Annotated in this window: 25 protein-coding genes; 13 read left to right on the top strand and 12 right to left on the bottom strand. The window is 55.1% G+C overall.

What is annotated here, in order from left to right; translation table 11 throughout:
• The 6 genes from QEH52_RS16940 to infA form a co-directional block, all read right to left on the bottom strand.
• On the bottom strand, positions 1–347 hold a 347-nt coding region (locus QEH52_RS16940; protein WP_308952063.1), incomplete at its 3' end, for an IS5 family transposase.
• A gap of 972 nt (positions 348–1,319) precedes the next feature.
• Positions 1,320–3,845, bottom strand: coding sequence for a DEAD/DEAH box helicase (locus QEH52_RS16935; protein ID WP_308952062.1), 2,526 nt, complete (start codon positions 3,843–3,845; stop codon positions 1,320–1,322).
• 81 nt (positions 3,846–3,926) lie between these two features.
• Entirely contained in the window at positions 3,927–6,305 is a 2,379-nt protein-coding gene (locus QEH52_RS16930) for a DUF4838 domain-containing protein (protein ID WP_308952061.1), read from the bottom strand.
• A 22-nt stretch (positions 6,306–6,327) separates the two neighbouring features.
• Complete coding sequence (locus QEH52_RS16925; RefSeq protein WP_308952060.1) at positions 6,328–7,278, bottom strand: hypothetical protein; 951 nt, start codon at positions 7,276–7,278, stop codon at positions 6,328–6,330.
• A gap of 131 nt (positions 7,279–7,409) precedes the next feature.
• On the bottom strand, positions 7,410–8,369 hold the full coding sequence (gene cysK / locus QEH52_RS16920; protein ID WP_308952059.1) for a cysteine synthase A: 960 nt from the start codon (positions 8,367–8,369) through the stop codon (positions 7,410–7,412).
• Positions 8,370–8,640: 271 nt separating this feature from the next.
• The gene (gene infA / locus QEH52_RS16915) at positions 8,641–8,922 is read right to left on the bottom strand and encodes a translation initiation factor IF-1 (protein WP_345785319.1); all 282 of its coding nucleotides are present in this window, start codon (positions 8,920–8,922) and stop codon (positions 8,641–8,643) included.
• Positions 8,923–9,031: 109 nt separating this feature from the next.
• Between infA and tadA the strand changes: the two genes are divergently transcribed.
• The 3 genes from tadA to QEH52_RS16900 all read left to right on the top strand — a co-directional run bounded on the left by tadA (position 9,032) and on the right by QEH52_RS16900 (position 11,081).
• A complete protein-coding gene (gene tadA, locus QEH52_RS16910) occupies positions 9,032–9,556 on the top strand; it encodes a tRNA adenosine(34) deaminase TadA (protein WP_308952058.1) in 525 nt (174 codons plus the stop codon).
• A gap of 90 nt (positions 9,557–9,646) precedes the next feature.
• Positions 9,647–10,273 carry a superoxide dismutase gene (locus tag QEH52_RS16905; protein WP_308952057.1) on the top strand — a complete coding sequence of 209 codons (627 nt, stop codon included), beginning with the start codon at positions 9,647–9,649 and terminating at the stop codon, positions 10,271–10,273.
• A gap of 121 nt (positions 10,274–10,394) precedes the next feature.
• On the top strand, positions 10,395–11,081 hold the full coding sequence (locus QEH52_RS16900; RefSeq protein WP_308952056.1) for a YceH family protein: 687 nt from the start codon (positions 10,395–10,397) through the stop codon (positions 11,079–11,081).
• 55 nt (positions 11,082–11,136) lie between these two features.
• On the opposite strand, the gene QEH52_RS16895 is transcribed toward QEH52_RS16900, so the two are convergent.
• Positions 11,137–11,292 (bottom strand): hypothetical protein, encoded by a 156-nt coding sequence (locus QEH52_RS16895; protein WP_308952054.1) that lies wholly within the window; start codon positions 11,290–11,292, stop codon positions 11,137–11,139.
• A 2-nt stretch (positions 11,293–11,294) separates the two neighbouring features.
• Positions 11,295–11,840 carry a hypothetical protein gene (locus QEH52_RS16890; protein ID WP_308952053.1) on the bottom strand — a complete coding sequence of 182 codons (546 nt, stop codon included), beginning with the start codon at positions 11,838–11,840 and terminating at the stop codon, positions 11,295–11,297.
• A gap of 121 nt (positions 11,841–11,961) precedes the next feature.
• Here QEH52_RS16890 and QEH52_RS16885 point away from each other — a divergent pair, with 121 nt between their 5' ends.
• From QEH52_RS16885 to rsmD, 9 genes are all read left to right on the top strand, one after another.
• On the top strand, positions 11,962–12,768 hold the full coding sequence (locus tag QEH52_RS16885) for a TPM domain-containing protein (protein WP_308952052.1): 807 nt from the start codon (positions 11,962–11,964) through the stop codon (positions 12,766–12,768).
• A 26-nt stretch (positions 12,769–12,794) separates the two neighbouring features.
• Positions 12,795–13,502 carry a hypothetical protein gene (locus tag QEH52_RS16880; protein ID WP_308952051.1) on the top strand — a complete coding sequence of 236 codons (708 nt, stop codon included), beginning with the start codon at positions 12,795–12,797 and terminating at the stop codon, positions 13,500–13,502.
• A gap of 30 nt (positions 13,503–13,532) precedes the next feature.
• Positions 13,533–14,129 (top strand): LemA family protein, encoded by a 597-nt coding sequence (locus QEH52_RS16875; protein WP_308952050.1) that lies wholly within the window; start codon positions 13,533–13,535, stop codon positions 14,127–14,129.
• Complete coding sequence (locus QEH52_RS16870) at positions 14,129–16,099, top strand: sensor histidine kinase (RefSeq protein WP_308952049.1); 1,971 nt, start codon at positions 14,129–14,131, stop codon at positions 16,097–16,099. Before QEH52_RS16875 ends, QEH52_RS16870 begins: the two co-directional genes overlap by 1 nt.
• Positions 16,100–16,160: 61 nt before the next feature.
• The gene (locus QEH52_RS16865) at positions 16,161–17,075 is read left to right on the top strand and encodes an archaeosortase/exosortase family protein (protein WP_308952048.1); all 915 of its coding nucleotides are present in this window, start codon (positions 16,161–16,163) and stop codon (positions 17,073–17,075) included.
• A 79-nt stretch (positions 17,076–17,154) separates the two neighbouring features.
• A complete protein-coding gene (locus tag QEH52_RS16860; protein WP_308952047.1) occupies positions 17,155–17,949 on the top strand; it encodes a TatD family hydrolase in 795 nt (264 codons plus the stop codon).
• Positions 17,946–19,286, top strand: coding sequence for a hypothetical protein (locus QEH52_RS16855; RefSeq protein WP_308952046.1), 1,341 nt, complete (start codon positions 17,946–17,948; stop codon positions 19,284–19,286). The genes QEH52_RS16860 and QEH52_RS16855 overlap by 4 nt, the downstream gene beginning before the upstream one ends.
• A 67-nt stretch (positions 19,287–19,353) precedes the next feature.
• Positions 19,354–20,145 (top strand): 3-deoxy-8-phosphooctulonate synthase, encoded by a 792-nt coding sequence (gene kdsA, locus QEH52_RS16850; RefSeq protein WP_308952045.1) that lies wholly within the window; start codon positions 19,354–19,356, stop codon positions 20,143–20,145.
• A gap of 118 nt (positions 20,146–20,263) precedes the next feature.
• On the top strand, positions 20,264–20,857 hold the full coding sequence (gene rsmD, locus QEH52_RS16845; RefSeq protein WP_308952044.1) for a 16S rRNA (guanine(966)-N(2))-methyltransferase RsmD: 594 nt from the start codon (positions 20,264–20,266) through the stop codon (positions 20,855–20,857).
• Between the two features lie 74 nt (positions 20,858–20,931).
• Here the strand turns inward: rsmD and QEH52_RS16840 are convergent, their stop codons facing one another.
• The gene (locus tag QEH52_RS16840; protein ID WP_308952042.1) at positions 20,932–21,330 is read right to left on the bottom strand and encodes a hypothetical protein; all 399 of its coding nucleotides are present in this window, start codon (positions 21,328–21,330) and stop codon (positions 20,932–20,934) included.
• A 317-nt stretch (positions 21,331–21,647) separates the two neighbouring features.
• On the opposite strand from QEH52_RS16840, the gene QEH52_RS20775 reads away from it, so the two are divergent.
• A complete protein-coding gene (locus QEH52_RS20775) occupies positions 21,648–21,839 on the top strand; it encodes a 4Fe-4S binding protein (RefSeq protein WP_425607093.1) in 192 nt (63 codons plus the stop codon).
• A gap of 96 nt (positions 21,840–21,935) precedes the next feature.
• Here QEH52_RS20775 and QEH52_RS16830 read toward each other — a convergent pair whose 3' ends face one another.
• The 3 genes from QEH52_RS16830 to QEH52_RS16820 all read right to left on the bottom strand — a co-directional run.
• The gene (locus QEH52_RS16830; RefSeq protein ID WP_308952039.1) at positions 21,936–22,538 is read right to left on the bottom strand and encodes a DUF3793 family protein; all 603 of its coding nucleotides are present in this window, start codon (positions 22,536–22,538) and stop codon (positions 21,936–21,938) included.
• Between the two features lie 564 nt (positions 22,539–23,102).
• On the bottom strand, positions 23,103–24,884 hold the full coding sequence (gene polX, locus QEH52_RS16825; protein ID WP_308952038.1) for a DNA polymerase/3'-5' exonuclease PolX: 1,782 nt from the start codon (positions 24,882–24,884) through the stop codon (positions 23,103–23,105).
• A 74-nt stretch (positions 24,885–24,958) separates the two neighbouring features.
• Positions 24,959–25,585: REP-associated tyrosine transposase (locus QEH52_RS16820; RefSeq protein WP_308952037.1), on the bottom strand; the 627-nt coding region annotated here is incomplete at its 5' end.

The following is a 25,585-nucleotide window of genomic DNA, read 5'->3' as shown; positions in this document are numbered from 1 at the left end:
TCGTGCCGCTCCGCCCCTGTGAGTATGAAGCCCAGAGGGTATCCCAAGCCGTCGCAAGCCATGTGGATCTTCGTCGATAGACCGCCTTTGCTCCTACCCATTGCTTGCTGGAAGTTTGCCTCCTTCACACGCGAGGCGTCTTGATGCACGCGGACACCGGAACTGTCGATCATCAGGTATTCTTCGTCGGCCAACTCACTTCGGAAATAGGCGAGCAAATGAGCCCACAGGCCGAGTTCCGTCCACCTGCGGAACCGGGAGTAAACCGATTCCCAAGAGGGAAAACTTTTGGGGAGATCCCGCCAAGGTGCTCCTGTTCGGAGGATCCAAAGCATCGCCTCCAGCATTTCACGATCGTTTTGGGGCTTGGGGCCTCGGCGCTGGATCCCCGTTAGCGTACTGCGGAAATCATTAATTTTTTTAAGCCTGACCAGGCCTCGTCGTTCAGATGTATTCGATCTTGTTGCATGACAGCTACTAAAGCTGAAATTTGTAAACAAAGTTGCAAGTGTTAAGATCATTAAATTTACGTTATACTAATCGCGTTAATTAAAAACACTACCTAGCTCCTATGGTCGTATTCCCACTATTCCACATTACGATTTTTTCAGCAGTTACTCGGGGGACAACCTTACCTGAGTATTGGATCGACAATTCTTCGGGAAATGCTGCATCAGCTCCTCCTACCAGCGAGACAGAATCTCTCTGGTAGGCTAAGCGGGTAATTCTCCGTGATTTGCGAAAAAAGAAAACTGCCGCGACCAGACCTGTTATGCCCAGAAGTGTCCCTAGCCAGGGTTGAGAGATGAGGTCTATGATCTTATCCATTTTTTATTTAGTGAACAGTGTTGTATCATTCACTGAGTGAATGATAACTAGGGGTGGTGTCTTGTTTGATTGTGAGGTATTTTTCGATGGAACCGTTTGATTTGTATAGCTGAGGCTTTAGTCCTATCGGGGGATTACGGTCGACTGGATGGTCGGTAGGTAAGTCAAAATGATGTGTGATATCAAGATTATGTTTCCGACGATTCGTGCACTCGCTGAGTCCCCCCTCCTATTTGGCGCTTTTTTGAGCACCAATTGTGCTTGCCATGAAAACTATACGTTTCCCCCGTTGGGCTAAGGCGCAGCCTTTTACGCGGGAGACGACGCGAATCTATCTGCATGTTGAAGGTTCAAAGCGGCCGAATAGCGCTGAGGATGTTATGTAAGAGCGGAGCGGGAACACTGGGAACGTCGAACTGCTTGCCCTGCGTAGCCTTTAGGCGAAGCATGGGTCCAACATTGAACATCGAATGCTCCATCGACTAGAAAGCTTAGCTTTCGGGCGGCAGTAACTTTGCGAGTTCTTCGAGGTCTCCGAAGTGCTCGGCCAAGTCTTTGGCACTACCAAGGTGACCGAGGGTGCTCTCGAAGAGTTCGCGTTTTTCCTTTTTAAGGTGCTGGATGCGCTCTTCGATGGTGCCTTGCGTTATCATGCGGTACACGAATACGCGGCGATCTTGGCCGATGCGGTGCACGCGGTCGACTGCTTGGCTCTCGACGGCGGGATTCCACCACGGATCTAGCAGGAAGACATAATCGGCCGCATGCAGTGTGATACCGGTGCCCCCGGCTCGTAAGCTGACTAAGATCACTGCGGGCCCTTTCGTCTGCTGGAAGGTATCGACTGGTTTCGAGCGGTTCTTAGTGCGCCCGCTCAACTCGAGTAGGGCCACCTTGGGGAAGGCTTCTTTGAGCAGGGGCTTCAAGCGCTTGAGCATGCTCACGAACTGACTAAAGATCACGACCTTGCGCGCGCCGTCGCCGCTGAGTGCATCTTCGAGCCGTGTCAGCAGCATTTGTATTTTGCCGCTTTGTTGAATGTCGGCATGCACCTCGGGGATGAGTCCTGGATCGCAGCAGGCTTGGCGTAAGCGCGTGAGCAGGGAGAAGAAGTGCATCGACTGCGTCTGCATGGCGGACTGCAAGTCGTCGCCTAATTCATCTCGCCCTCGATCGAGTAGATTCTCATAGGTCTGCCGCTGCAGCGCAGTGATGGGGCAAATGAGATCCATCTCGACCTTGGGCGGCAGATCCTTGCCCACCTTATCTTTTTGGCGGCGCAGGATGAAGGGGGTCAATTGCTGCCGCAAGCGCTTGACGAAGCTATCGCGAAATTTGGTATTCTCGGAATCGAGCGCTTCCTCGAAGCGGCGTCGTGAGCCGAGCAAGCCTGGCATCAAAAAGCGAAAGAGCGTCCAAAGGTCTAACAAGCGGTTCTCGATCGGTGTGCCAGTGAGCGCAAGTCGGCACTCGGCCGAAATCGAGCAGCAAGCTTGGGTCACCTTGGCGTCGGGGTTTTTAATCTGCTGCGCCTCATCTAGCACGGCGTAGCCAAATTGGGCGGCGTCTAGCAAGTGCTTATGTCGGCGCAGCTGCGTATAACTCGCAATCCATAGCCGGGGCGCGCCTAAGCTCTTTTGAGAAAAGTCGTTTCCGCTGGAGAGGACTTCTGTCTGAATTTCTGGATACCAGCGCCGCGCTTCACTCTCCCACACTGGGACCACGCTGGCGGGGCATACGATCAGACTGTCCTTCTCTGCGTGAGGATAATACTGCAAGAGCGTCAACACCTGCAGAGTCTTACCGAGCCCCATCTCGTCGGCCAATAAGCCATGGCAGCCGAGTTCGCGCAGCTTCGCCATCCAACGCACGCCTTGCGCTTGATAGTCGCGCAAAAATTCGGGCAGGGCTTTTTCGTCGTCGCAGTCTTGCTCGAGCAAATGATTGCGCCATTCGGACAGTTCTTCTTCGAGGTCGAGCTCTGCGCCGCGTTCGCTAAAGAGGGAAAAGACCATATAGCGCGGCCAGGTTTGCGCGGCTTCCTGATTGGTCGCCGCGGCCACGCGCCACTCCGCAAGTGCAGCCGACTGTTCCTCGCCGATTCGCACCAGCCCGAGCCCGCGCACGACATGCGTGCCCCGCCCGGCTTTGGCCAGTCGCTCGGCATCTTCGGGGTCCAACCACTGGCGCCCTAACTTCAAACGCCAGTCGACCCGCATCTGCTCCTTGCCGGCGGATTCCACGCGCCCGATCACTTTGACCTCCCGCACGCCTTCCGCCATGCGTTGCGCTTCGAGATCGAGGTCTATAAAACTAAAAACATTCTCCCAACGTTTGAGCGTATGGCTAAAAAAGGGCGCGATCCGCTCGGGGTCGTAAAGGATATAGTCGTTGGACTCGCGGCGGAACTGAAAGCCGGACTCGCGCGCTTTCGCAGTCAGTCGCACCAAAATCTCGCGTTCCGACGAGTGCATGGGCACCCCATCGCTGCGAAAGGCGGGCTCGCGAGAGAAGTCTTCATTCACCCAGTAGGCGGTCAACCGGAGCCCTGAGCGCAGACCTTCGAGCTGGGGCGTCAAACGACGGGCGGGGGTGTCGTCGACAGGAACTTCGGGCTCACTTTCCGCCGTATCCTCTGAGGCCTGCTCGGCTTCAGCGGGCTTGGGCTCGTAGGGCAAGGGATCAATCTCGTCGGCGATCAGTTCTTCGATTTCATAAATGCCACCAACGGCCACTGCCTCGCCCAAGGCGTCGTCGTCGATCGAACTGCGGACTTTGGGCCCTTGAGCCGTCCATTCAATCACCGCGTAGCAGGTGTCTTTGCGAGCGAATTGACAATGTACAATCGCCTCGTCATCGGCGAGTTCGACGCCTGAAATTTGCCCTTGGCGATAGATCTCGCGCCCCCGACGCAAGGTCTCCCGAGCGAAGGACTGCTCCCAATCCAGGCCCACATTATTAAACCACACTTCAAGGGCGGCTGTATTATACACACGACTGGATAAACGCGAAGACATCGGTACAGATTTAACCTGCCACGATAGCTTTTGAGCTCAACAGGTCGCAAGTAGAATTCAGAAAAATTCACTACCGCTGGGCTAGCGCAGGCGACCAAAGTCGAGTTCACTTAAGTCAAGGAAGTCGCCGGGGTATTGACGCGAGACCACGACTCGAAAGCGGACCTCGCTGGCATTTTCCGGCGCGACAAAAGCGAATGCAATCGCTGCGGGCTCGGCGCGATGCTCGATGGGCAGGCGTAGCGGCACTTCCGACTCGAGCGTGCGCCCTTCGGCATCGAGCCAGGCGACATGCACATTGGCCCGGTTGTCGAGGCTCACTTGCCAGCTGCCGCGTAGGCGGAATTCATAACGAGCGCCCGAGTCCACGGGGAAGGTGCGGAAGATCGAAACGATATCGGCGCCCGACACGCGCAGCCCGGCATCGGCTTGCTGTGCATGCAGGCTGGCTTCCACCTTGAAGTGCTCGCTGGCTCGATAATCCAGGAACCATCCAGCGACTTTGGGCAGCAGCGGCCCGAGAAAATTGCGAGCGCGCAGACTCTGATGTTGTAGCTTTGGATCTTCAGACAGGCTATCAAATGCACCCTGCTCACGCTCCAGCACACTGCGAGCCAAGCGCTCGGGATTGGATTGCTCGAGCTCTAGATGACGCCGCGCAGGGGCATACTCTGAATTCGCAAAATAATGCTCAAAGTAAGCGCGATAGGCACGATCGGCGGCTTGATAAGTTTTAAGTAAGGCGGCCACGCGTGCCGCGGCCACTTGATCGAGACAGGCGGCGACTAATGCACGACGCGACTGATCAAAGTCCGCATAGAGCTCCGTCAAACGAAAGGCCTGCGAGACTACTTCCACCCGTTGTTCAAAGCGCGACGGAGCCGCCCCGGGCGTAGCATTTGCCGCACGGGCAAGCTCTGCCGCGCTCTGCACATAGCCGCGCATCTCTTGCAAAATCGCAGGTGTAAAAAGTGCAATGCTGGCTTCGTCTTTGTAGAGCTTAATCCAATCGGCCTGGCCCTCGTGTTGGTTACGATACTCTTCGGCGGTCTGGTAGAACGCACGCATCGGCTGTGAGGCGGGGCCAAAAAAATTGTCGTAATATTCATCCAGCAAGGCACTGGCGTCTTGCTGGGGATCCCACAATAACTCGGAACTAAACCATGCCTTGGCACCGTCCAGGCCCCAGAAGGAGGGCAACTGCGAAAAGAAAACATCAATCCCCTCGCCCGCCATATATTGCAGGCTCTCCGCGATCCATTGATTGAATTGACGCGGGTAAGGATAGGGGGCGCCAAAATAATAATCCCAAGTCGCCACCCGCTCGGCGCCGGAATCCACCCATGCGCGAATCAAAGCTCGATCTTGTTGACGATAATCCGGGTCGTGCCACTGCGCGCGGTCTGAAGTGAGCACGGGCATGACACGTGGGTGAATGGGTATGCTGGGCGCCGGCTCGGTCCAATAATAGGAGAGTGCGGTCAGATAGCGGTCCTCACCTGACGGTGTTTGCCAGGCCCCCGCTTGATCGAAGACCCGTTCTGCGACACGATTCATAAAGCCGAAAACGAGATCGGTGTAATCGGGACGCCCGCGAAAATAACGCAGCGGGCTGACTATGGCCTCAGTTCGCTCGCTGGTATCGAAGAGCACATTGTCGTTAATCGAAAGCGAGAAACTGTGACTCTCTGGCTTCGCCTCGAAATGCCGTAAGGCGGCCTGAGCTGCGACCTCGACCGCGGCGGCCTGGGTAAAGTCCGGCTGCCGATCTGTTCCACCGCTGCCGCGCGGTGGCTTGCGGTATCCATTGACCATCGCAAACAACTCGGGCTGCGAATCAAACAGTTCGCGATTAAAGACTTTGGCTAAATTATGGTTGAAGGAATAGACGGAGTTTAAGCGATTCCGACGCGCGAAATCAGTATTCACGGGGTAGAACCGGCGCTGCACAAAAGCGGGTGTCTCACGCCAAGCTCGGTTTGGGAAATAGCTGCTTGTAACTGGCACAGATTCGTAGCCCAAATCGCCTGCCCAATACCAGCGTGCGCCCAAGAGCTCGCCCATGATCGCATACAAGGCATGACTCCAGCCGGCCCGCTCCGCACTGCGGATCGTCACGCGCGAGCGCTCACGCGCAATGGTAAAAGCGCCGCCTTCTCGCCCGTCCGCCAGCAACTCGAAATAAAGCGCATGTTTCGGACGCCCCTCGGAAACTAGTTTTGGGGCCGCCCCAGTGTGCGCTTGGAGCTGCAGCAACAAGTCGTCGACCGCAGCGCGCAGCTGGGCAGACGGCTGCTCGGGCAGCACAATCGTCTCAATCTCCGCAATCCTAAGCTGGGCGGAGCCCTGCATTTGCTGCGGTTTCCAGGATTGCGCGCGCTGATCCAGCACAGCTGCGCTGGGCTGCGCCCAAGAGGCCGCAACGCAAGCGAGCGCGAGTGCTGGAGTCAGCTTCAGCAAAACGATTGCACTAAAAAACAACTTAGGGTGCCGTCGTCGGAGCGACTGGCATTGCAGGGGCGCTACCGCCGCCCATGCCGCCTTGCATCATCATGAGCCCCATGATTGGCATCATCGCACCTTGCAGTGCTTGGTCGAATTGCTCTTGAGTTTCCGCGGCTTCAATCTGAGTCAAGATGCCTTCGAACATAGTGATCATGCCCATGATTTGTGGCTTGTTCTGTGCCATCTCTTCGGGCGAAATGCCTTCGAGTTGCGCCTTGGTATCCGCGATATTTGTGGCCCAAGTGCTCGCCAGCTCGGTCGGCACCCAGCGGCTCTCCACCTTGGAAAACTCTTCAGTATTCACCGTGCCATCGGGCAATGTCATTTCCAGCGAAGCTGTATTGCCAGTGCTTTCCAGTAGTTTCACGGTGCCGAAATCCAATGGGTTCGGCTCTTCACTCAACTTGGCAAGATCCTGAGTGTATTCAACCAATGTCGACACGGTGGTCGCGCAAAACGCCCGCCCATCAAAAGCCTGCAGGCCCTCCGCACTGGCCAGCGAGCTGTTGGTCAATGTCTTAAAAAATCCAATAATCGAAGGCCAGGCGGCTTCAATTTGAGCAATCTGCTCAGCGGGCTTCTCGCCTCCTAATTGAGTGCCTAAAATGAATGCCTTTTGTTGATCCGCAACATCTGCAAGGCGCTCGAGCAAGCCAAAGCCTTTGTTGTAGATTTCAGCATCGACCTTGGCACCTGCAAGCTGTGCGATTGCATTCACGTCGTTCTGATAACTGGCAGGCATCGCCTCCCAGAGGATCTCACCGTTACCAGCGCTCAACTCTTTTGCGATGGTTTCGATCGCGGCATCGGGTGCTTCGGGAATGCTGAGCTTTGAACTCACAGAATCGTCCGCATTGGAACCACAGGCTGTGAAAATGAAGGCCGCAAGTGTGGCGCAGGGGAAAAGGATTTTTGCAGTAACGGACATATTAATTGGTATTTTAAGTAAATTAGATGAGCCCGTAGGCTGATCGTAGATCGGGCTAAAGGTAAACATAAAAAGCCCCGACCCCGTGTGGGATCAGGGCTTGAAAATAATGATGCAAACAAAGTGCAAGCTTAGCTTGCCGTAGCCGCTGCCATCTCTTCGCGGGCCTTCTCAGCCAGTGGAGTGGAGAGGTAGCGTTCGCCGAAGCTGCAGGCGACTGTAACGATGCGCTTGCCAGCCATCTCTGGACGCTTCGCAAGTTGCATGGCTGCCCACACATTGGCACCCGTGGAAATGCCGACCAACAGGCCATCTTTCTCAGCCAAGGCCTGGGCGGTAGCAAAGGCATCTTCGTTAGAAACTTGGATAGTCTCGTCGATCAGGTCGGTGTTGCAATTCTTGGGAATGAAGCCAGCACCGATGCCCTGAATCTTGTGAGGTCCGGGAGCGCCGCCAGAAATAACAGGGCTATTGACAGGCTCCACAGCCACAGTGAGCAACTCCTTGCGAGACTTGATCACCTCAGAGACACCCGAAATGGTGCCCCCCGTGCCTACACCAGCAACAAATGCGTCGATATCACCATCGGTCGCGGCCCAAATTTCTTCGGCAGTCGTCTTGCGGTGCGCCTCTGGGTTGGCTGGGTTTTCAAATTGCTGCGGCATGTAGGCCTTTTCGCCATACTCTTTGACCAACTCTTCAGCGCGCGCAATGGCCCCTGGCATGCCCTTCGGCCCAGGAGTCAAGACGATCTCGGCACCGAGCATACGCAGCAGCACACGGCGCTCGACCGACATGGTCTCGGGCATGGTCAAAATCAGCTTGTAGCCCTTGGCGGCACAGACAAAAGCGAGTGCAATACCCGTATTACCGGAAGTCGGCTCGATAATGATGCTGCCCTCACCAATCTTACCATCGCGCTCGCCAGCTTCGATCATCGCCTTGCCGATACGGTCCTTCACGCTCGCAAGTGGATTGAAAAATTCACATTTCACATAGATGTCAGCATTCAAGCCGGCAGTCGTATTGTTAATCTTCACCAATGGCGTGCTGCCCACGGTGTCTGTAATGGAGGCGTATAGCTTATTCATAAATCGAAATATAGAAGAAAAGTAGGAAAGAGCACCTATGTAACTTTTTTTCAAGTCGAGGCAAGCATTCATAAAAAAACACCGCGACTGCGGTGCTCTCAAAAAAGGGCCTACTGACTCTCGAATCGGATCGAATCAAACGGAAACTAAAAGTGACACAATGACGACTCCCCCCTACGTGGCGAACTCACCACGCATAAATCGCCTATGAAGCACCCAAAAACTGCCGATGTGCCGATGAATAGCGGCAAGCTCCCGCCACATGTAAATGCTATCGACGACGTGGGCCGTAGCTGCGCTTTGGTGCGTTGCGCTGCACATGTGCATTACGCAAGCGATAGACGATGCGCGCCTTATCCAAGTCGTAAGGGCTCATCTCCATTTTTACGGTATCACCAGTCGTGATCTTAATAAAGTGTTTGCGAAGTTTTCCCGAGATGTGAGCGAGCACCTGGTGCCCATTCGCAAGCTCGACACGAAACATAGTGCCCGGGAGGACTGCTACAATTTTGCCTTCGACTTCAACGTATTCTTCGCTTTGTGCTTTTGCCATAGATAATTAGGAAAGCGGCGAGACAATCGTCTTTATACTAAAAGTCAAGAATGCTCTCACATCGCTCAGCACCCATCCATTCAGCCCTATAGCTTCACTCAGGCCAGTCATGATCTCTCCCTTTGAAAAAATCTATCCTTCCGAACTGAACCGCGATGCGGACTACTACATGACCCATGCCTACAACGAGGCAATCGAGGCGTGGAAAAAAGACGAAGTGCCGATCGGTGCCGTCATCGAGCACCAAGGGCGCATCATCGCCGCCGCTCACAATCAATCGCGCTCTGCCAACGACCCGACCGCCCACGCGGAGATACTAGCCATCTCCCAGGCAGCTAACAGCTTAGGCGACTGGCGACTCAACGAGTGCACCCTCTACGTGACTAAAGAGCCCTGCCCCATGTGCTCGGGGGCACTGGTGATCGCACGCATCGGTAAAGTCTACTACGGCCTGCCCGACCCTAAGATGGGCTGCGTGGGCGGCGCCACTGATCTCGGCGCACTGCCGCAAAGTAATCACAAATTTGAATCCATCGGCGGCGTGCTGGAAGAACTCAATCACCAGATTCTAAAGGCTTTCTTCGACAAAAAACGTCTCGAAAAAAAGAACGCAAAACTAGCGGACTCCGAATAATTTCCAACCAGCCATTTGACAGTGACTCACAGACTCCCCATCGTCTTGCTTTCTCTCTCAGAAAACTAAACCTAAATTATAGTAAAAACTATGGCACACGAACTACCCGCACTCCCTTACGCAAATGATGCGCTTGAGCCGCATTTTGATGCGCGCACAATGGAAATCCACCATGACAAGCATCACAATGCATACGTCACAAAGCTCAACGGAGCACTCGAAGGCACCGGCCTCGAAGACAAGAGCATTTGCGAAATCATTGGTAACCTCGACGCTGTCCCCGCTGAAAAGCGCGGCGCAGTACGTAACAACGGTGGTGGCCACGCCAACCACAGCTTCTTCTGGAAGATCCTCAGCCCCAACGGCGGCGGCGCTCCTGTCGGTGAACTCGCAGCAGCGATCGACGCAGAACTCGGCGGTTTCGACGCGTTCAAAGAAGCATTTGCAGATGCAGGTGCCACACGCTTCGGCTCTGGCTGGGCATGGCTCATCGTCAAAGCAGATGGCTCACTGGCTGTGACTTCCACTCCCAACCAAGACTGCCCTTGCATGACAGGAGTCGTAGAAGTTGAAGGCAAGCCTGTCATCGGCCTCGACGTTTGGGAACACGCCTACTACCTAAAGTATCAAAACCTTCGTCCGAAGTACATCGAAGCATTCTGGAATGTGGTCGACTGGAACGCGGCTGAAGAAAACTACAAGAACGCCAAGGCATAGCCCTATCAGGGTTTTAAAGCCTTACGGCACAAGCTGAGGCTCCAGACCCGCAGCATCCTTTAATCCAAAGCCGCCCCCTTTCCGGGGCGGCTTTTTTTAAGAAAACACCCCCACCGCATACATGGACAACGAAACGTACCCACTCCTCACCGATATCGACGCACGCGTGCTCGGCTGCTTACTCGAAAAAGCGGCCACCACACCTGACGCCTACCCACTCACACTAAACAGCTTGCTATTAGCCTGTAACCAAAAGTCCAACCGCCAGCCTGTGGTGCAATACGACGAAGAAACCGTGCTGGAATCGATCGACGACCTGCGCAAAAAGAAATTCGTGTTCCGCGTAGACGTGGCCGGCTCACGCGTCGCCAAGTATCGCCATAATATGGATGAACTGATCGGGCTGGATAAAGCCGGCAAGGCACTACTCACCGTATTATTACTGCGCGGCCCCCAAACACTCGGTGAGCTACGCACCCGCTGCGAGCGCATGCACTCCTTTGCCAGCACAGCCGAAGTCGAGGCGACGCTGCAAGAGATCAGCGAAGACGTCGAGCGGCCGCTTTGGATGCAATTGCCCCGCTCTCCCGGTAAAAAAGAAGTACGTTACCAGCACCTGCTCTCCGGCGAACCCGAGCTAAGCGCTGAGGCAGAAAATGCCAGCGACGAAGCAGTCATCACCACGCCGAGCCCACTCAGCAGTCGCGATGCACGCATTCAAGAGCTGGAAACCACGGTGGAGGCGCTCCAAACGGAACTCGACAGGTTAAAGGCCGCCTTCGAAGAATTTCAGAAACAGTTTCAGTAGCTGGAACGGACGTTTCCTACGGATGCGCTCACGGCCTCACCTACAATGAATGCCCCTAGTCTGAGGGCTCGTCGCTTTGCACCTTCAAGGCTTCCTCGCGGCTTTGTTGATTCTGCTTTTTAAGCTTAAAATGCAAAGCTGTGCCCACTGCGAAGACAAGGATGACGCCGAAGGCTAAAAGGACTAAGAAATTAAAGATCGTCTGCAGCATGCTCAGATTTCCTCCAGATAGGCCGCATAGCGCTGAACTCGGAAACGCGCCACAGCGACCTGCTTGTTCTTTTCGCTCGCGCTGGGCTGACAACAGACCAAGGACAGTGACATCCCGAGCAGATTGATTGGAATCCCATGCACGATCATATCCAGAGGCGCTGCTCCCTCAGCACGAGCGATACGACATTTTTGCACATCTGCATACCCGTTCAGGCTATTCATAATCACTCTTAGCCCGCCACAGAAACTGCAATGCTCGGAAGTGCCGCAACCACCCGCCCCCTGGCTAGCATGCACACAGCCAAATACCTCTCCAGGCCGACAGCCATAGACCTCTGCAGGGTCCTGGACGCCCAAGCACTTGAGCGCGACTTCATTGACATAAATAATCTGCCGATTTTGATTCAACAGCAGGATTTCATCCGGCAACTCACCCAAAATTTGCATCAAACGCTCATTCGCATGAATGGCTGCGATTTGAACATGCAGCTCCTCCCAGCTGGCGCGTTCAGCGGGGATTTCTCCAGAATATTCAACAGCTGCCATGACAATCAATAGATTAGTCGAAATTTCCTGCAAGGTCTAGAAAAATATATGCTGCATCTGCCGTTCTGATACGACTTTCCCATTGTCATTGAAGCGAGCTCCTGAAAGGCTGCACAGTTCTATGTATCGAAGAATACTGATTCTACTTTGCGGCTGGGCACTCTTACTGAGTACTCCACTGAGTGCCGCAACCAGCGAGCAATTGATCGCCCAACTGGAGCCGACAGGCAGCATCACGGATCGCGCGAACTTACTGTCTAGCAATACGGAACAACGCCTGCGTGGCATTCTGGATGGACTGCGAGCCAAGACGGGCGCCTCGCTCGTGGTGGTGACGCTGCCCTCTATGCAGGGCGGCCAGATCGATGACTTTACCAACCGCTTATTTGAAAAATGGGGCGTCGGCGAGGCGGGCAAAGACAATGGCGTGATGCTACTGATCGCAGTAAAAGAGCGCAAGATGCGGATCGAAGTCGGCTACGGGCTGGAGGGCGTGATTCCCGACGGACGCGCAGGCCAGATCCGTGATCAATATGTGCTGGCCTACTTTAAGCATAATCAAATGGAAAAAGGCGTGGAAGCCGGGGCACTCGCCCTAGCCAACATAGTGGCCAAGCACTACGGGGTCGAACTCGCCCAGCAAGCAACGCGTCCGCAAAGCTCTAAGCGCGATCGCGACAATCCACTGGTCTTTATATTTTTCAGTCTATTCGTGGTCTTCGTCATCTATAGTGCGATTCGCAATCAAGGTGGCGGCGGCGGTGGGGGCTACGGCGGTCGACGCTACGGTCGCCGGCGTTACTACGGAGGCGGCGGCTATTACGGCGGCAGTTCCTCGCGCGGGGGCTTCGGCGGCGGAGGCGGCTTCAGCAGTGGCGGCTTTGGTGGCGGCATGAGCGGAGGCGGCGGCGCATCCGGCGGCTGGTAAACATTTTTTAACAAGGAGACATCATCATGAAACCGGAAACATTTACTGAATCAATCAAAGCAGCGCTGGCGAGTCAGCTACAGGCAGTGGTCCTCTACGGCTCTTCCGCGGCGGGCGACTACATCCCAGGGCGCTCCGACTACAATTTGCTGCTACTCGCAGACACATGGAGCGTGGCCAATCTGGACGCAATACGTGCCCCCAGTGCCAAATGGCAGCAGGCCGGCAACCCCGCCCCACTCTGCTTCACTCCAGAGCGCTTTCGCGCCTCGGCCGATGTGTTTCCAATGGAAATGCTGGACATTGTGGAATCGCACCGCGTGCTCCATGGCGACGATCCGCTGCGCGGCATAGAGGTCAATCCCGCCCACCTACGCCAGCAGGTCGAATTCGAACTTCGCTCAAAACTGCTCAAGCTAAGGCAGGCATACTTGCAACTTCGCAAACCACAGCAAGAGCTACCACACCTATTAATCGACTCACTCAGCTCCTTTCAAACGGTATGCCGCGGTGCGCTGCGCCTCTTTGGCGACTCAGTGCCGACGGATAAGTTGGCTGCCACGCGCGCACTGGGCACAGCTTTGAACAGCCCCATCGATGCCTTCGAAAGTATTCACACGCTCAAGGCACAAAGCGTGCAAGGCTTAGCAACAAAACAAGATTACCGCGCACTATTGGCTCGCTACTTGGAACAAATCGAAACTCTTCTCGACCGAGTGAATGCTGGCGAATAAACTGCCTCCCGCAAAAAACTCTCTAGTCCTATGATGAAACAACAAAGAAACGGCTGCCTATTCGGCTCTCTCATTGCACTCGGCGTAGTGCTACTGATGGTATTGATCGGGTATTTTTACATCAAAGGCATCTATAACCGCATCGTCACACAGGACGAAGCCGTCGACGCCAATTGGGCGCAAGTGGAGAATGTGCTGCAGCGCCGCTTTGACCTGATCCCGAACTTGGTCAATACCGTCAAGGGCTTTGCCAAGCAGGAGCGCGAGGTGCTGACCGAAGTCACGGCCCTGCGCAGCCAATGGGCCCAAGCGGGCAGCGTCTCCGAAAAAGCTCAAGCGGCGACTGGCCTGGAAGCTGCCTTAGGCAAGCTGATGGTGATTTCCGAGCGCTACCCCGACCTCAAATCGAACCAAAATTTCCTACGCCTACAAGACGAACTCGCTGGCACCGAAAACCGCGTCTCGGTGGAGCGCCGCCGCTACAACGAAAGTGTGCAGGCCTACAACACCACCATCCGCACCTTCCCTGCCGTGCGGATCGCCAATAATATGGGCTTCGAAAAGAAGGAGGCTTACTTCGAAGCTGTCAGCGAAGCCGCGAGCGCGCCGGTGGTGGATTTTGAATAATGGCTTCCGTCCCTTTCCTCTCTGTATCTCGCAGCAAGCTTTGGCTGGGTCTGGTCCTGATCATGCTCTGCCTTGGAGCGCTTGCGGTCGAGGCATCCAGCCAAGGCAACCATGCCCGCACGCCCTTAGCCGACGGCTGGCAATACCGCTGGGGTGACTCGCCGATCTCCGAAGGCACGCCAGAGTGGACGCAAGAGCAGAACGACCTGGACTGGCTGAGTATCGACTTTCCGAGCAATCCTCCATTCCGCGAGGGGCGCAACCAAGTCTGGTATCGCTACCGCCTGCCCGAGGGGCAACTCCCAGGGCAGTCACTTTACATCTACAGCGTCGATCTGATCGTCGAAGTTTACCTCGAGAGCCAGTTAATCTACAATTACGGCAGCTTCGGCTCAGATGGCACTGGTAAATTCGAAGGCTGGCCATGGCACTTAATCGACTTACCACACAACAGTGCCGGCAAATACCTCTACTTTCGCATTTATTCCGACCACACGGACATAGGCCTCTGGGGCGAAGTCATGCTCGGGAGTGAATACGCCCACCTGCAATACATCCTACGCGAGGACCTGCTGCCTTTCCTAGTCGGACTGGTTCTAATCGTCTGTGGCATCGCAATGCTACTTTCCAACTTGATCAGCCTGCGCGTACCGACACTCATCATGGGGGTATTCTTACTCAATCTAGGTCTGATCCCCATCTCAGAATCACAGATCAAACAAGTACTGATATTCAACCCGGTCTTCTGGCGATTCTTCGAAGCGGGAAGCTACTTCTTCCTCCCAATTACCATGGCAGGCTTTGTGCGGGCGCTTTACGGCAAAGGAATATGGTGCGCGCACCAACTGGTCTGGATCGTGCACTTCATCTTTTTCATCGCTGCCATGACGCTTTCCACTTTCGGCGGCGTCAATCTCCCGCATTTCTACCTGTATTTTGACGTGCTCGCATTCTTTACGGTATTATTGCTCACAGTCAGCCTATCACTGGCCGCGCTCAAGGGAGACACGAACCAAAAGATCCTAGCCTGCGGACTCTGGCTGCTCTACCTCGTGATGGTCTACAATGGTCTCACGGCACACGGCATTTTACCCTTCGCGCCTCGTTCAGAATACATCGGACCACTGCTACTGGGAGCCACTTTCATCGTAGTTTTGGTTCGCCATTACACTGGCCTCAGTCGTGGACTACAAAGGCACAGCAAGCAATTAGAAGCAATCAACGCAAACCTAGAGCAAATGGTTGCAGAACGCACAACCGCCCTTGAAACTCTGAATCGCTCGAAGGATCAGTTCTTCGCAATCATCGCGCACGATTTAAAATCTCCTATCGGTGCGCAACTACACCTGCTGCAAGACTATGAACAACTCAAAGAAGGCATCCCCGCGAAGGAGGTATCGATGCTGCGCAAAGAGAGCGAAAAGACATATGAGCTCCTCACCCGCCTGCTATCATGGGCGCGTGGACAACAAGGGCAACTGAACACCAATCGAGAAATGGTCTCAGCCGCCGACTTAGTCGAAAGCATCTTAAACTCGATGCAGGCACGGGCCACCGCCAAACACATCGACCTCATTTTCGCGCCATACGATCAGCCGATGGTTTGGGCCGATATCGAAATGCTCTCTACTGTAATCAGGAACCTAACCAGCAACGCCATCAAGTTCACGCCGCTAGGTGGCTGGGTCAGAGCCGAAATCCAGAAAGTCAGCGGCGGCACACGCTTCACCTTCACCGACAACGGCATCGGCCTACCCGAGGAAACGATCGACGGGCTCTTCCTGCCGAAGGATTACGATTCAATCCGCACCGACACCGATGGACAAAAAGGCAGTGGCTTAGGCCTGTTGCTCTGCAAGGAATTTATCCAAGCACACAAAGGGAGTATCACTGCGGACAGTCCCGAAGCGGGCGGTGCACGCATAAGCTTTACGATCCCAAGTCGCGAAGCTTTGGAACCGTCTCAATAATCAAAAGTCTTAAATAATGAGCTGCTCGCGCATCTTTCGCGAACCTCTAAAATTGATCACCATGCCCATTCGCCAACAACTAGCTAGCAGCTTCACCGAGAAATACCGTCAACCTAGCTTCTGGTTGCACGTTTTGCTCTTTGGACTACTCACGGCTGCGCTATGGCCGCTGACAACTTGGTTCGCGCAAACGGCTAACGATCAAAGTCGTATTTTCAATGCGTTGATCGTGCTGGTCGCCGCTTCGGTGCTATTGGTGCGCTTCGGTGGCGTGACAGTCACCCAGCCTTTAGAGCTCAACGCCTCCGCGCGCCGTGCACTCTACGCGGCCTACGGCCTGCTATTAGCGACTTACCTCATCCCCCTCATCGTCAAAGTCGAATGGACCGGTCTACTCATTATCCCAGCCTATTGCTGTGCACTGGCCGCGATGGTGCGCTTTGTATTCGGCGCTGACACACAACGACTCAGCCGCACAGTGGCGGGCACGCTGTGCGCATTCTTATTACTGAGCATCTTAATGGAACCACTGGACTGGCCCTTACGCTCGATGGCCGGCCAGTGGAGCGGCTATGTGCTCGGGCTATTCGGCCAGAGCACCGATCTCGGGCTGGTCGGGCAAGAGGGGGGTCCACCGATGCTGATCTTAAGGGTCAATGACTATCCCTTCCATGTGGCCTCAGAGTGTAATGGCTTCGGCGTCATACTCACCAGTCTGCTGCTGGCATTATTGCTAGCGATTTACCGACGCCTCAACGTCTTCGACCTCTGCCTCAACATGCTGGCCGGTGTGATCATTGGCTTTATTTTCAACACCCTCCGCATCGTGATCATCGTCATACTCGCGCCCTCGCTGATGGAACACTACCATCTAATGCACGAGATCGTGGGCGGGCTCACTTACTGGGCTTGCCTGATTTTAGTATGGGTCTCGCTCAATGGCCCGACTAGACCGGAGGCCAGCGAGAAGGCATAAAACCCGATCCCTCTCGAAACAAAATACGCGCAGTTTTACGCTTCCAAGTAGTTCAAATTCCAACAGGCTGTTTAAGCCTATGGAACTCATCGATAGTCACTGCCACCTAAAGAGCTTTAAAGACAAAGGCGAACTGGAGCCCATGCTAGCGCGCGCGGCCGCAGCTGGCGTGCAGCACTTCATCACCGTCGGCACCTCGCCTGCCGATTGGGTGCCCTACCGCGAGATGCACGCCGCATATGCGGGTAAAATCGACTACACCGTAGGTGTACACCCTTGTTACGTCGATGCTGACTGGGAAGCCGCCGTCAGCCAGATCAGTACCTTTTTCATGCCGCCTCACGCGCCCGTTGCCTTCGGCGAAATCGGCTTGGACTACTTCCACCTGCCCAAAGACCCGGTGCAAGCAGGCGAAACGATTCTACTGCAAGAAGCTGCCTTCCGCCAACAGCTGATGCTGGCCAGTGAACTGGACTGCCCGGTCATCATTCACAGCCGCGAAGCTTTTGCCGAAAGTATGCAGTTAATCGACGAGTCGGGCATCGACTGGCGACGCATCGTTTACCACTGTTTCACCTATGGCGCCGAAGAAATCGCCCAGATCAATCAACGCGGCGGCCGCGCCTCCTTTACCGGCATCACCACTTACAAAAGCGCCAACAAGGTCCGCGAAGCCCTACGCCAACAAGGCATCGAGCGCCTGATGCTCGAAACGGACTGCCCTTACCTCACCCCGGAACCCCACCGTGGCAAGCCCAACGAGCCCGCCTACCTCACACACATCGCGGAGCGCTGCGCCCAAGCGCTCGCCATGGAGGCCCCAGAGCTGGCCGCACGCAGTAGCCAAAACACCAGAGACTTTTTTAAATTATGATTACAGGCTTTGCTAAAAGTGCCCTCATCGTAGCTGCCGACCTCGCACTACTGTGTGCACTGCCGCATGTTATAAATTTACGCGTCGAACTGGATGCTCTGCGCGCCGAGCGGCAAGTCGCCACAGCAAGTAGCAGCGCCCCAATCCTAAGCCCCATCGAAGCCAGTGGGAATGCCTCTCAACAACCATTGTTGGCGCGCATCACCCTGCCGCTCCTCAGCCAAATCACGCGCCCACTCCTCAGCCAGATTCACCCTCCGCTCTTAAAGCCCATCGCAAACACAGCCCCGAGCCCTGGAAATCCGGTGCTCACGCCCATTGCACAGGCAGCCACCAAGGACAGCTTTCTAGCAGAAACACGCCGCCGGGCGGAAATAGATCCGGAAGCTACAATGCTCTGGCTACAAAATCAGCATACAGGCAGTGAGCGCCTGCGAGGCATGCTGGAAGTTGTCGCCCTCTGGGCCACTCAGGACTCTGAAGCCGCACTACTCTGGCTGGAATCCAATGCGCAGGGCCTTGCACGGCTGGAAACTCTCAGCAACGGTGTCGAACTCTGGGCAGAACGCAATCCCACCGCGGCCGCGGAGTGGATCGACGGCATGGCCAACGACGGCAGTAAAACCACCGCCGCAAAGACCTTGGCCGCGAAATGGGTACAAACCGACCCCGATGCAGCCCTCGCTTGGGTTACGGGCCTCGCCAACGGCCCCATCCGCACAGAGGCCACTCTAGCACTCGCCCAGTCCTGGACCCAAACAGACCCCAAGGCAGCCAGCATCTGGGCATTGAGCGAAGCTGAGTTTAATGGCAACTACGAGCTCCTCAGCCAGACGATTCTCCAATTCAGCCAACAAGCCCCACAAGATGCCGAATTATTCGTGCGTGATTTAGCAGACAATAACTACGCCTCCATCGCAGTCAGCTCCTTCGTGACAGGTCGCGCACAAGCCGACCCGATCCGCACCGCCCAATGGCTGGCCAAGCTAGCCCCCGAAGATCCAATCTACTCCGCAGAATACGCCAACAGCCTGATGCAAGTCTGGGCCGAAAGCGACTCCATCGCAGCTTCTGAATGGCTCAACGAGCAACCCGCCGGTGAATTGCGCGATGCCGCTGCCTACGGTTTTAGCGAAAGCATCCAAGCCTTCGAGCCCGAAGCCGCCGCCGCATGGGCCAATACTATCGACGATCCTGACCGCCGCATCCTGCGACTGACCGACAGCATCATTCAATGGTCGCGCAGTCAGCCACACCAAGCGCTCGAATGGGTGCAAACTGCCGAACTCGAACCAGCCATACGCACGCACCTAGCCAACCAAATCGGCGTGGACTAAGGCCCCGAGGATTCATTGCTCAACTGCAAGCTTGGCCTTTCACAGATTGCCACTCTTAATCACCCGCATGATATACGATTCCGAAAAACTCCTCGTGCTCGCAGGCCCCTGCTCACTCGAAAGCCTCGAAACTTGCCGCCCGGTAGCCGACACGCTGGCGGCGCTCCAACAAAAGCACCCGGAACTCAACATCCTATTCAAAGGCTCCTTCGACAAAGCCAACCGCACCTCCATCGGCAGCGACCGCGGCACCGGCCTGGAAGCAGGCATGGAAATTTTCCAAACCATTAAAGCTGAATATGGCTTCAAGACGATCACCGACATCCACACACCTGATCAATGCGCCACAGTAGGCGAGGTCGTGGATGCGCTGCAAATCCCTGCCTTTCTCTGCCGTCAAACCGACCTACTGGTCGCGGCGGCCGCCACCGACTGCGCGATCAATGTCAAAAAGGGCCAGTTCCTCTCGCCCTACGAAATGGAGTTCGTCACCAATAAACTGGAAGAAGCCGGCGCGGCAGAAATCTGGCAAACCGACCGCGGCACCACCTTCGGCTACCAAAATCTTGTCGTCGACATGCGCAGCTTCAGCATCATGGCAGGCAACGGCCACCCGACAATTATCGACGCCACCCACAGCGTGCAGATCCCCGGAGGTGCCGGCGGTATCAGCGGCGGACAGCGCGAATATGTCGCCCCCCTCGCTCGTGCCGCCATCGCAGCGGGCGCCAATGGTGTCTTTCTCGAAACACACCCGAACCCCGAAAAAGCCATCTCCGACGCCGCCAGCCAAGTGCCACTCGGCGAATTCCCACAACTCGTCGAAAGCCTACTGCGCGTCTGGCAAGCGGTACGATGAACGTCGAACATCGAACGTCCAACACCGACCGAATGCTCCGTTTATCTCGCCTCGGGGTCAGAATATTCAACGTTCAGCGTTCGATGTTCGATATTCGATGTTCAACAGGGGGTGATTCATGAGAATCACAGGCGGCCGCGCACGCGGCATTCCACTCAAAGCCCCCAAAGGCGACGGCACCCGCCCCGCGACCGACCGCATGCGCGAGTCGGTCTTTTCCAGCCTGGGGCCTAGCGTCGAAGGCTGTCGTGTCGCAGACCTCTTTGCCGGCACCGGTAGCTACGGACTCGAAGCACTCAGCCGCGGCGCTGCCAGTGTCAGCTTCTTCGAAACCGACCGCGCGGCCCTCAAATGCCTACAAGAAAACGTACGCGCCGCCCTGCGTAGTTGCCAATTGAATACTGAAGTCGCCAAGGTCGTATCCCGCGACGTCTTCAGCCTCGATGTCAATAGCCCCGCCTACGACTTAATCTTCCTCGACCCTCCCTACCACATCATCGCCGACGAGATCGGCCGCATCTTCACCCAAGCAGTCGAAGCCATCGCCCTCCCCGAGGCCCGCGTGATACTCGAACTGCCCGGCAACTTAGAGCCACAGATCCCGGGTTGGGAACTGCAACGCCGCATCGGCAAGGCCGGCAAAGACAAACCCACCGCCGCGATCTTTAAAAGAGAATACTCGAAAGGTGAAAATCTAAACTTTCAAACATAGCCACATACTCATCAAAAGTCCTGCCCCACGGGACGATACGATTCAATTGAAAGGACATTACTCGCGTCTCTATTTCAGCGCTCTTCCAGCTTATACCCGGGCGTGGCATAACTGGGGGCAAATTGAATAATGCTGACCACCGCCACCATCAGAATACCGATCTGGTATTGCGGGTAATCCGGTGCCACCAAAAAGATACTACTCAGCACACTGGCCTCACACAGGGCGAGACCGATGATCATGGTCGCCAACTGCTGGTTCGGTTGCGTCATTTTCGGAATGCCCAACCAACGGATACCTGTCGCCAACACTAGGGGAACCAGACAAAGGAACCAAAGCCAGATCGCCATCGGTTCGACCACGTTCGTTTCCTTTGAAAATCCACCTGCTAGAAAAAATTGAAAAATGAAGGCCGCCTGTAACTGGGCAAACCAGATAATCCACATGACGATGGCGTGTTGTTTTGTGAGCATATCCCTAGATCAGCTCATCTTTGATTTAAAGAAAAGCACAGAGTTAAACGCACTCAAGACTCTCATTTTCAACAATCGATCCTACAGCGCCCACACAGGATCTGGAATTATAATAAACTGACAACGATTCTCAATAAGAACAAAACAAGAAGCTACTGAGTCTCAATAACGCTAAAAATTCACAATTCACTGTTAAATAACAAGTTAAGCATCCGATAAACCTAAATCTTGCTTGCTATTCGCCCAGACCTGAGTCTCAATAAAGGCAGGTTCGCACTCGGCGTGCCTCGAAGCACATTACAAAAAAATCAATCATCATGTATCTAATCAAACCAGATCTATGTGTCATGTGCGATGCCTGCCGTCCGGTATGCCCGCGCAATGCGATCAGTGCCCATGCCACTGATAAAACTTACGTAGTCGATGCCGATCAGTGTAATAGCTGCTCCAACATGGGCGCCGTCCGTTGTGTGCCACAGTGCCCAACCGACGCCATCGTCAAGAAGTAGCCCAGCGACCACGTAGATTTCTCGCACAGCACACCTTACATGCCGCACGACCTGCCAAGGGGTGCGGCATTGTTGTGAGTAAGGTGTGCATGCAGCTTAGCTAGCCGAGACGCCCGCTATCTGCGAAAGAAAAATCAAAGCCTGACAGCGCGCATTATTAAAAGCGCAACTGCGCCGCTGCGACTCTTTCATACAGCCGTAAACCTGCCAGCCGCACACGCCTTTGCAGGAGAGTGGCAACAGACCCATGTAGCCAAAGACATCATCTAAGGGATAACCTAAAGCAACGCCGATCTCATGCGGAATCGTGCCGTGCAGACGCCAGCGCTCGCGTAACTCATCAATAAAACTGCCCGCGCTTAATGGGTAACGATAATTCAGCTGCGCTCCCATGACGCAATAAGGCGCGCTCTCCAACACAGCTTGCAGCCGCTCAGTTTGGAAAATAATAAATTTCTGCAGACCATTGCTCTCGATCAACAAACGAAAATCAAAGCCCCATTGAGCCGCCAAACGCGCGAGACCTGCCTCGACCTGCGCCACCGACATCCCCATTTCCTCGAGGTCCAAGGACAGCAGCTCACCGGTCTTCTCGCTTAACAAGACACTCGAAGCATTCAAAAACACCCAGGCATCAAAGCGCTGCTCCAAATCGGACGCGCCGGCCAATGCTGCCTTCCAATCGTGGAATGGCCGCATGTTTGCCTCTGTTTGTTCCAATACCATGCCGGTGAATATGAATCGAATGAATTATTTTTTTGTGCTGCGAATGAGCGATGCGGAATACATGCACTCGCCGCATACAAATCCGAACTTCGACAAAATTGCAAGCCCGATGTGATACTGAGTCTCATTCCTCGATATCTAAAATCAAAACTGGATTGGCTGCGGCTAGTCCAATACCCATTCGAATAAATTTTGGTCCTAATAGATATGTCTTTTGTAACCTCGGTTCTCGGAACCGGGGCGATGCCGATCGCCCCCCGCAACAAAGTTTCGAAGCTACGCAAAGGCCAATCTTGTAGATCATATATTCTTAGAAGTGGTCTAAATGGGCTATTTTTACTCCGTATGCGGGTAGAAATCTAAAGCAGGACTGTGTTAGATTCTAAGCGTAGATGGATACAGCTATCAGCCTAATTGATAGAAGGCTTTGAGCTATAGCCTTCGCTGTATCCTCTCTGCACATCCAGATAATGTCATATCAACGCCCGGCTGTGAGCACATAGCCGGGCGTTCTTGCACTCTGAGTGAGCAGGACGACTATCTGCGCTCAGCAAACCACTGTGCGACGCCCGCGCAGTCCCGGCAGTTTAGAATCTGCTCTGTAGGAATGCCGCCCTTGCGCGCGATATTCACGCCAGCCGCGTAATACGCCAGCCCCTCCGTGCTGTGCGCATCGGGATTGATGGCGCACATCAGCCCCTTCTCGGCGGCTCTACGCCAGAGGCGCCAATCCATGTCCAGCCGCTTGGGGTTGGCATTGATCTCGATGATCACCTTGTTGGCAATGGCAGCGTCGATCACCTTTTGCAGGTCGATCTTGTACGGCTCACGCCGCAGCAAAATACGCCCTGTGGGATGCCCCAGCATTACTGTGCCCGGATGCTCGATCGCGCGAATCACCCGTGCGGTCATCTCCGCTTCCGATTGACTAAAACTGGAGTGCACCGACATCACCGTATAATCCAGCGCGGCCAAGGTTGCATCCTCGAGATCAAGAGAGCCGTCCGGTAAAATGTCACACTCGATACCCGAAAACACATGCACCGCCGATTCGCCCGACTCATTAAAGGCGCGGATTTGCTCCAACTGTTTCAAAACGCGCGCATCGCTCAGTCCATTCGCCTGATAACTCGCCTTCGAGTGATCGGCCAGACCGAGGTAATCGAAGCCAAGCGCCTCCGCCGCCTCCGCCATCTCTTCGATCGTGCCCCGCCCATCGGATGCGGTGGTGTGATTATGAAAGACCCCACGCAACTGCGAGAGCTCCAGCAGCGAAGGCACTGAATCCCCCCCCAGCTCATAGCGCTCAACCTCGCCCATTCCCTCACGTAACTCAGGCGCAATCATCTGTAAGCCCAAAAATTCAAACAGTTCCTGCTCCGAAGAAACTTCCAACTCTCCACTCCCCTGAGCTGAGCCTGTCGAAGGCTCCACTTCCATCTCCCCACTGCCTGAGTTCGACGAAGGCTTTAGCCCCCACTCGCTCAAACTGTAGCCACGGCTCAGCGCGCGCTGGCGCATGGCGACATTGTGCTCCTTCGAGCCGGTGAAATGATGCAGCGCAAAGGCGAACTGCGCCATCGGCACCACTCGCAGGTCAGCCTGCAGGCCGGACTCAAAGCGCACGCTGGACTTCGTCTCCCCGTGCGCAGTCACCTCCTGCACAGAATCTTGCCCCACAAACCAATCCATCACCGCTTGCGGCTCAGAGCTCGCCACGATGAAGTCCAAATCACCCACGGTTTCTTTTAAACGCCGCAGACTGCCCGCCGCTTCCGCTTGCTCGACCTGTGGCAAGTCACGCAAGCCAGCCAGAATGGGCTCGGCCACCGTGCGCGCCTCCCACCACAGGTGGCGTTTGGCATAAGCCGCCCGATTGGCGATGCCGGTCAAAATCTTTTCTTCTGACTTTTTACCAAAGCCCTTGAGCGCCGACACCTCGCCCGCTTCGCAGGCAGCCTTGAGCGCGTCGATGCTTTCCACGCCAAGTGCGTCGTGCAGCTTTTTCACCTTCTTGCCGCCGAGGCCAGGAATGTCCATCATCTCGATCAAGCCTGGCGCAATGGAAGCGCGCAGCTTGGTATAATACTCCAGCTCACCGGTCGCGTGCAGTGTTTCGATCTTATCCACCAGCGCGGAGCCGATTCCCTTGATCGAGCCCAGCCGCCCCTCGGCGATCACCTCGCCCAAGTCGTCTTCCATCGTCTCCAACACCCGCGCGCCCCCGGAATAGGCACGAATTTTAAACGGGTTCTCTCCCTTGAGCTCTAAGAGCACGGCAATGTCCTCAAGGACGTCTACGATGTCAGCTTTGTTCATATACGAAAACTTGAGAGAGTTGATCCAGATGACAAGCGTAGGATGGAAACGTAGGGGCTTCACTCGTGAAGCCCCTACACCCATTCACCTGAAGCAGTATCTATTTCGATCAATTCTTGCGCGCCTATCGAGTCAACAATCCACGGCTCCGGCGGCGTGCCATTGCCATCTAAGTGTTGCACAAACTCCGGCGTATACTCCTGGCTGCAATGCCAATGCAGCCATTGCTCAGTCAGAGGCAGCAACGATTTTCGATAAGGGTTCAGAAATATATAGCGCGCAAAGCTTTCCATCGCGTCATCCGCGCGCAGACCGTGATCGTAAAAATCGCGCTGCCACTCCAGGCCCGCAGCTGCGAGGGCCGCCTTAGTTTTCGCTTTAAATTTGATGATGCATTGTCCCAGTGAAATGCGATCCCCCAGCGTGCATAAAAAATGAATATGCTCCGGCATCAGTGTGCCGCAGTGAAAGGTGTAATCCTGGTCCGTGTGTTGCCGACGCCAGATGTTTAGAATCGCCGCCGCCAAGGCAGGCTCCAACAGAGAGGTCTTTCGATCTTTAACGCACAGCGTGATGAAGTAACGCTTACCAGGGATGGAGACGCGGCCTTTGCGTAGGTTTGCCGTTTTACGGACGGGTAAGATGATTTTCGTAGGGGCTTCACTTGTGAAGACCGCCGTGGTTCGGCTCTTAGGCTCGGC

Origin of the sequence: Thalassobacterium maritimum (assembly GCF_031127805.1) — a bacterium.
Taxonomy (GTDB): Bacteria; Verrucomicrobiota; Verrucomicrobiia; order Opitutales; family Coraliomargaritaceae; genus Thalassobacterium; species Thalassobacterium maritimum.
Note: the sequence above shows the minus strand (reverse complement) of the source record. Positions and strands in the feature narration are given on the sequence as shown.

Bases quoted from the DNA above. Each gene is read 5' to 3' on its own strand.
- polX (WP_308952038.1), bottom strand. From the start codon at position 24,884: ATGAACAAAGCTGACATCGTAGACGTCCTTGAGGACATTGCCGTGCTC.
- QEH52_RS16905 (WP_308952057.1), top strand. From the start codon at position 9,647: ATGGCACACGAACTACCCGCACTCCCTTACGCAAATGATGCGCTTGAG.
- tadA (WP_308952058.1), top strand. From the start codon at position 9,032: ATGATCTCTCCCTTTGAAAAAATCTATCCTTCCGAACTGAACCGCGAT.
- QEH52_RS16875 (WP_308952050.1), top strand. From the start codon at position 13,533: ATGATGAAACAACAAAGAAACGGCTGCCTATTCGGCTCTCTCATTGCA.
- kdsA (WP_308952045.1), top strand. From the start codon at position 19,354: ATGATATACGATTCCGAAAAACTCCTCGTGCTCGCAGGCCCCTGCTCA.
- QEH52_RS16900 (WP_308952056.1), top strand. From the start codon at position 10,395: ATGGACAACGAAACGTACCCACTCCTCACCGATATCGACGCACGCGTG.
- QEH52_RS16890 (WP_308952053.1), bottom strand. From the start codon at position 11,840: ATGGCAGCTGTTGAATATTCTGGAGAAATCCCCGCTGAACGCGCCAGC.
- rsmD (WP_308952044.1), top strand. From the start codon at position 20,264: ATGAGAATCACAGGCGGCCGCGCACGCGGCATTCCACTCAAAGCCCCC.
- QEH52_RS16860 (WP_308952047.1), top strand. From the start codon at position 17,155: ATGGAACTCATCGATAGTCACTGCCACCTAAAGAGCTTTAAAGACAAA.
- QEH52_RS16895 (WP_308952054.1), bottom strand. From the start codon at position 11,292: ATGCTGCAGACGATCTTTAATTTCTTAGTCCTTTTAGCCTTCGGCGTC.
- QEH52_RS16925 (WP_308952060.1), bottom strand. From the start codon at position 7,278: ATGTCCGTTACTGCAAAAATCCTTTTCCCCTGCGCCACACTTGCGGCC.
- QEH52_RS20775 (WP_425607093.1), top strand. From the start codon at position 21,648: ATGTATCTAATCAAACCAGATCTATGTGTCATGTGCGATGCCTGCCGT.
- QEH52_RS16880 (WP_308952051.1), top strand. From the start codon at position 12,795: ATGAAACCGGAAACATTTACTGAATCAATCAAAGCAGCGCTGGCGAGT.
- QEH52_RS16855 (WP_308952046.1), top strand. From the start codon at position 17,946: ATGATTACAGGCTTTGCTAAAAGTGCCCTCATCGTAGCTGCCGACCTC.
- infA (WP_345785319.1), bottom strand. From the start codon at position 8,922: ATGGCAAAAGCACAAAGCGAAGAATACGTTGAAGTCGAAGGCAAAATT.
- QEH52_RS16865 (WP_308952048.1), top strand. From the start codon at position 16,161: ATGCCCATTCGCCAACAACTAGCTAGCAGCTTCACCGAGAAATACCGT.
- QEH52_RS16830 (WP_308952039.1), bottom strand. From the start codon at position 22,538: ATGCGGCCATTCCACGATTGGAAGGCAGCATTGGCCGGCGCGTCCGAT.
- QEH52_RS16935 (WP_308952062.1), bottom strand. From the start codon at position 3,845: ATGTCTTCGCGTTTATCCAGTCGTGTGTATAATACAGCCGCCCTTGAA.
- QEH52_RS16885 (WP_308952052.1), top strand. From the start codon at position 11,962: ATGTATCGAAGAATACTGATTCTACTTTGCGGCTGGGCACTCTTACTG.
- QEH52_RS16840 (WP_308952042.1), bottom strand. From the start codon at position 21,330: ATGCTCACAAAACAACACGCCATCGTCATGTGGATTATCTGGTTTGCC.
- cysK (WP_308952059.1), bottom strand. From the start codon at position 8,369: ATGAATAAGCTATACGCCTCCATTACAGACACCGTGGGCAGCACGCCA.
- QEH52_RS16870 (WP_308952049.1), top strand. From the start codon at position 14,129: ATGGCTTCCGTCCCTTTCCTCTCTGTATCTCGCAGCAAGCTTTGGCTG.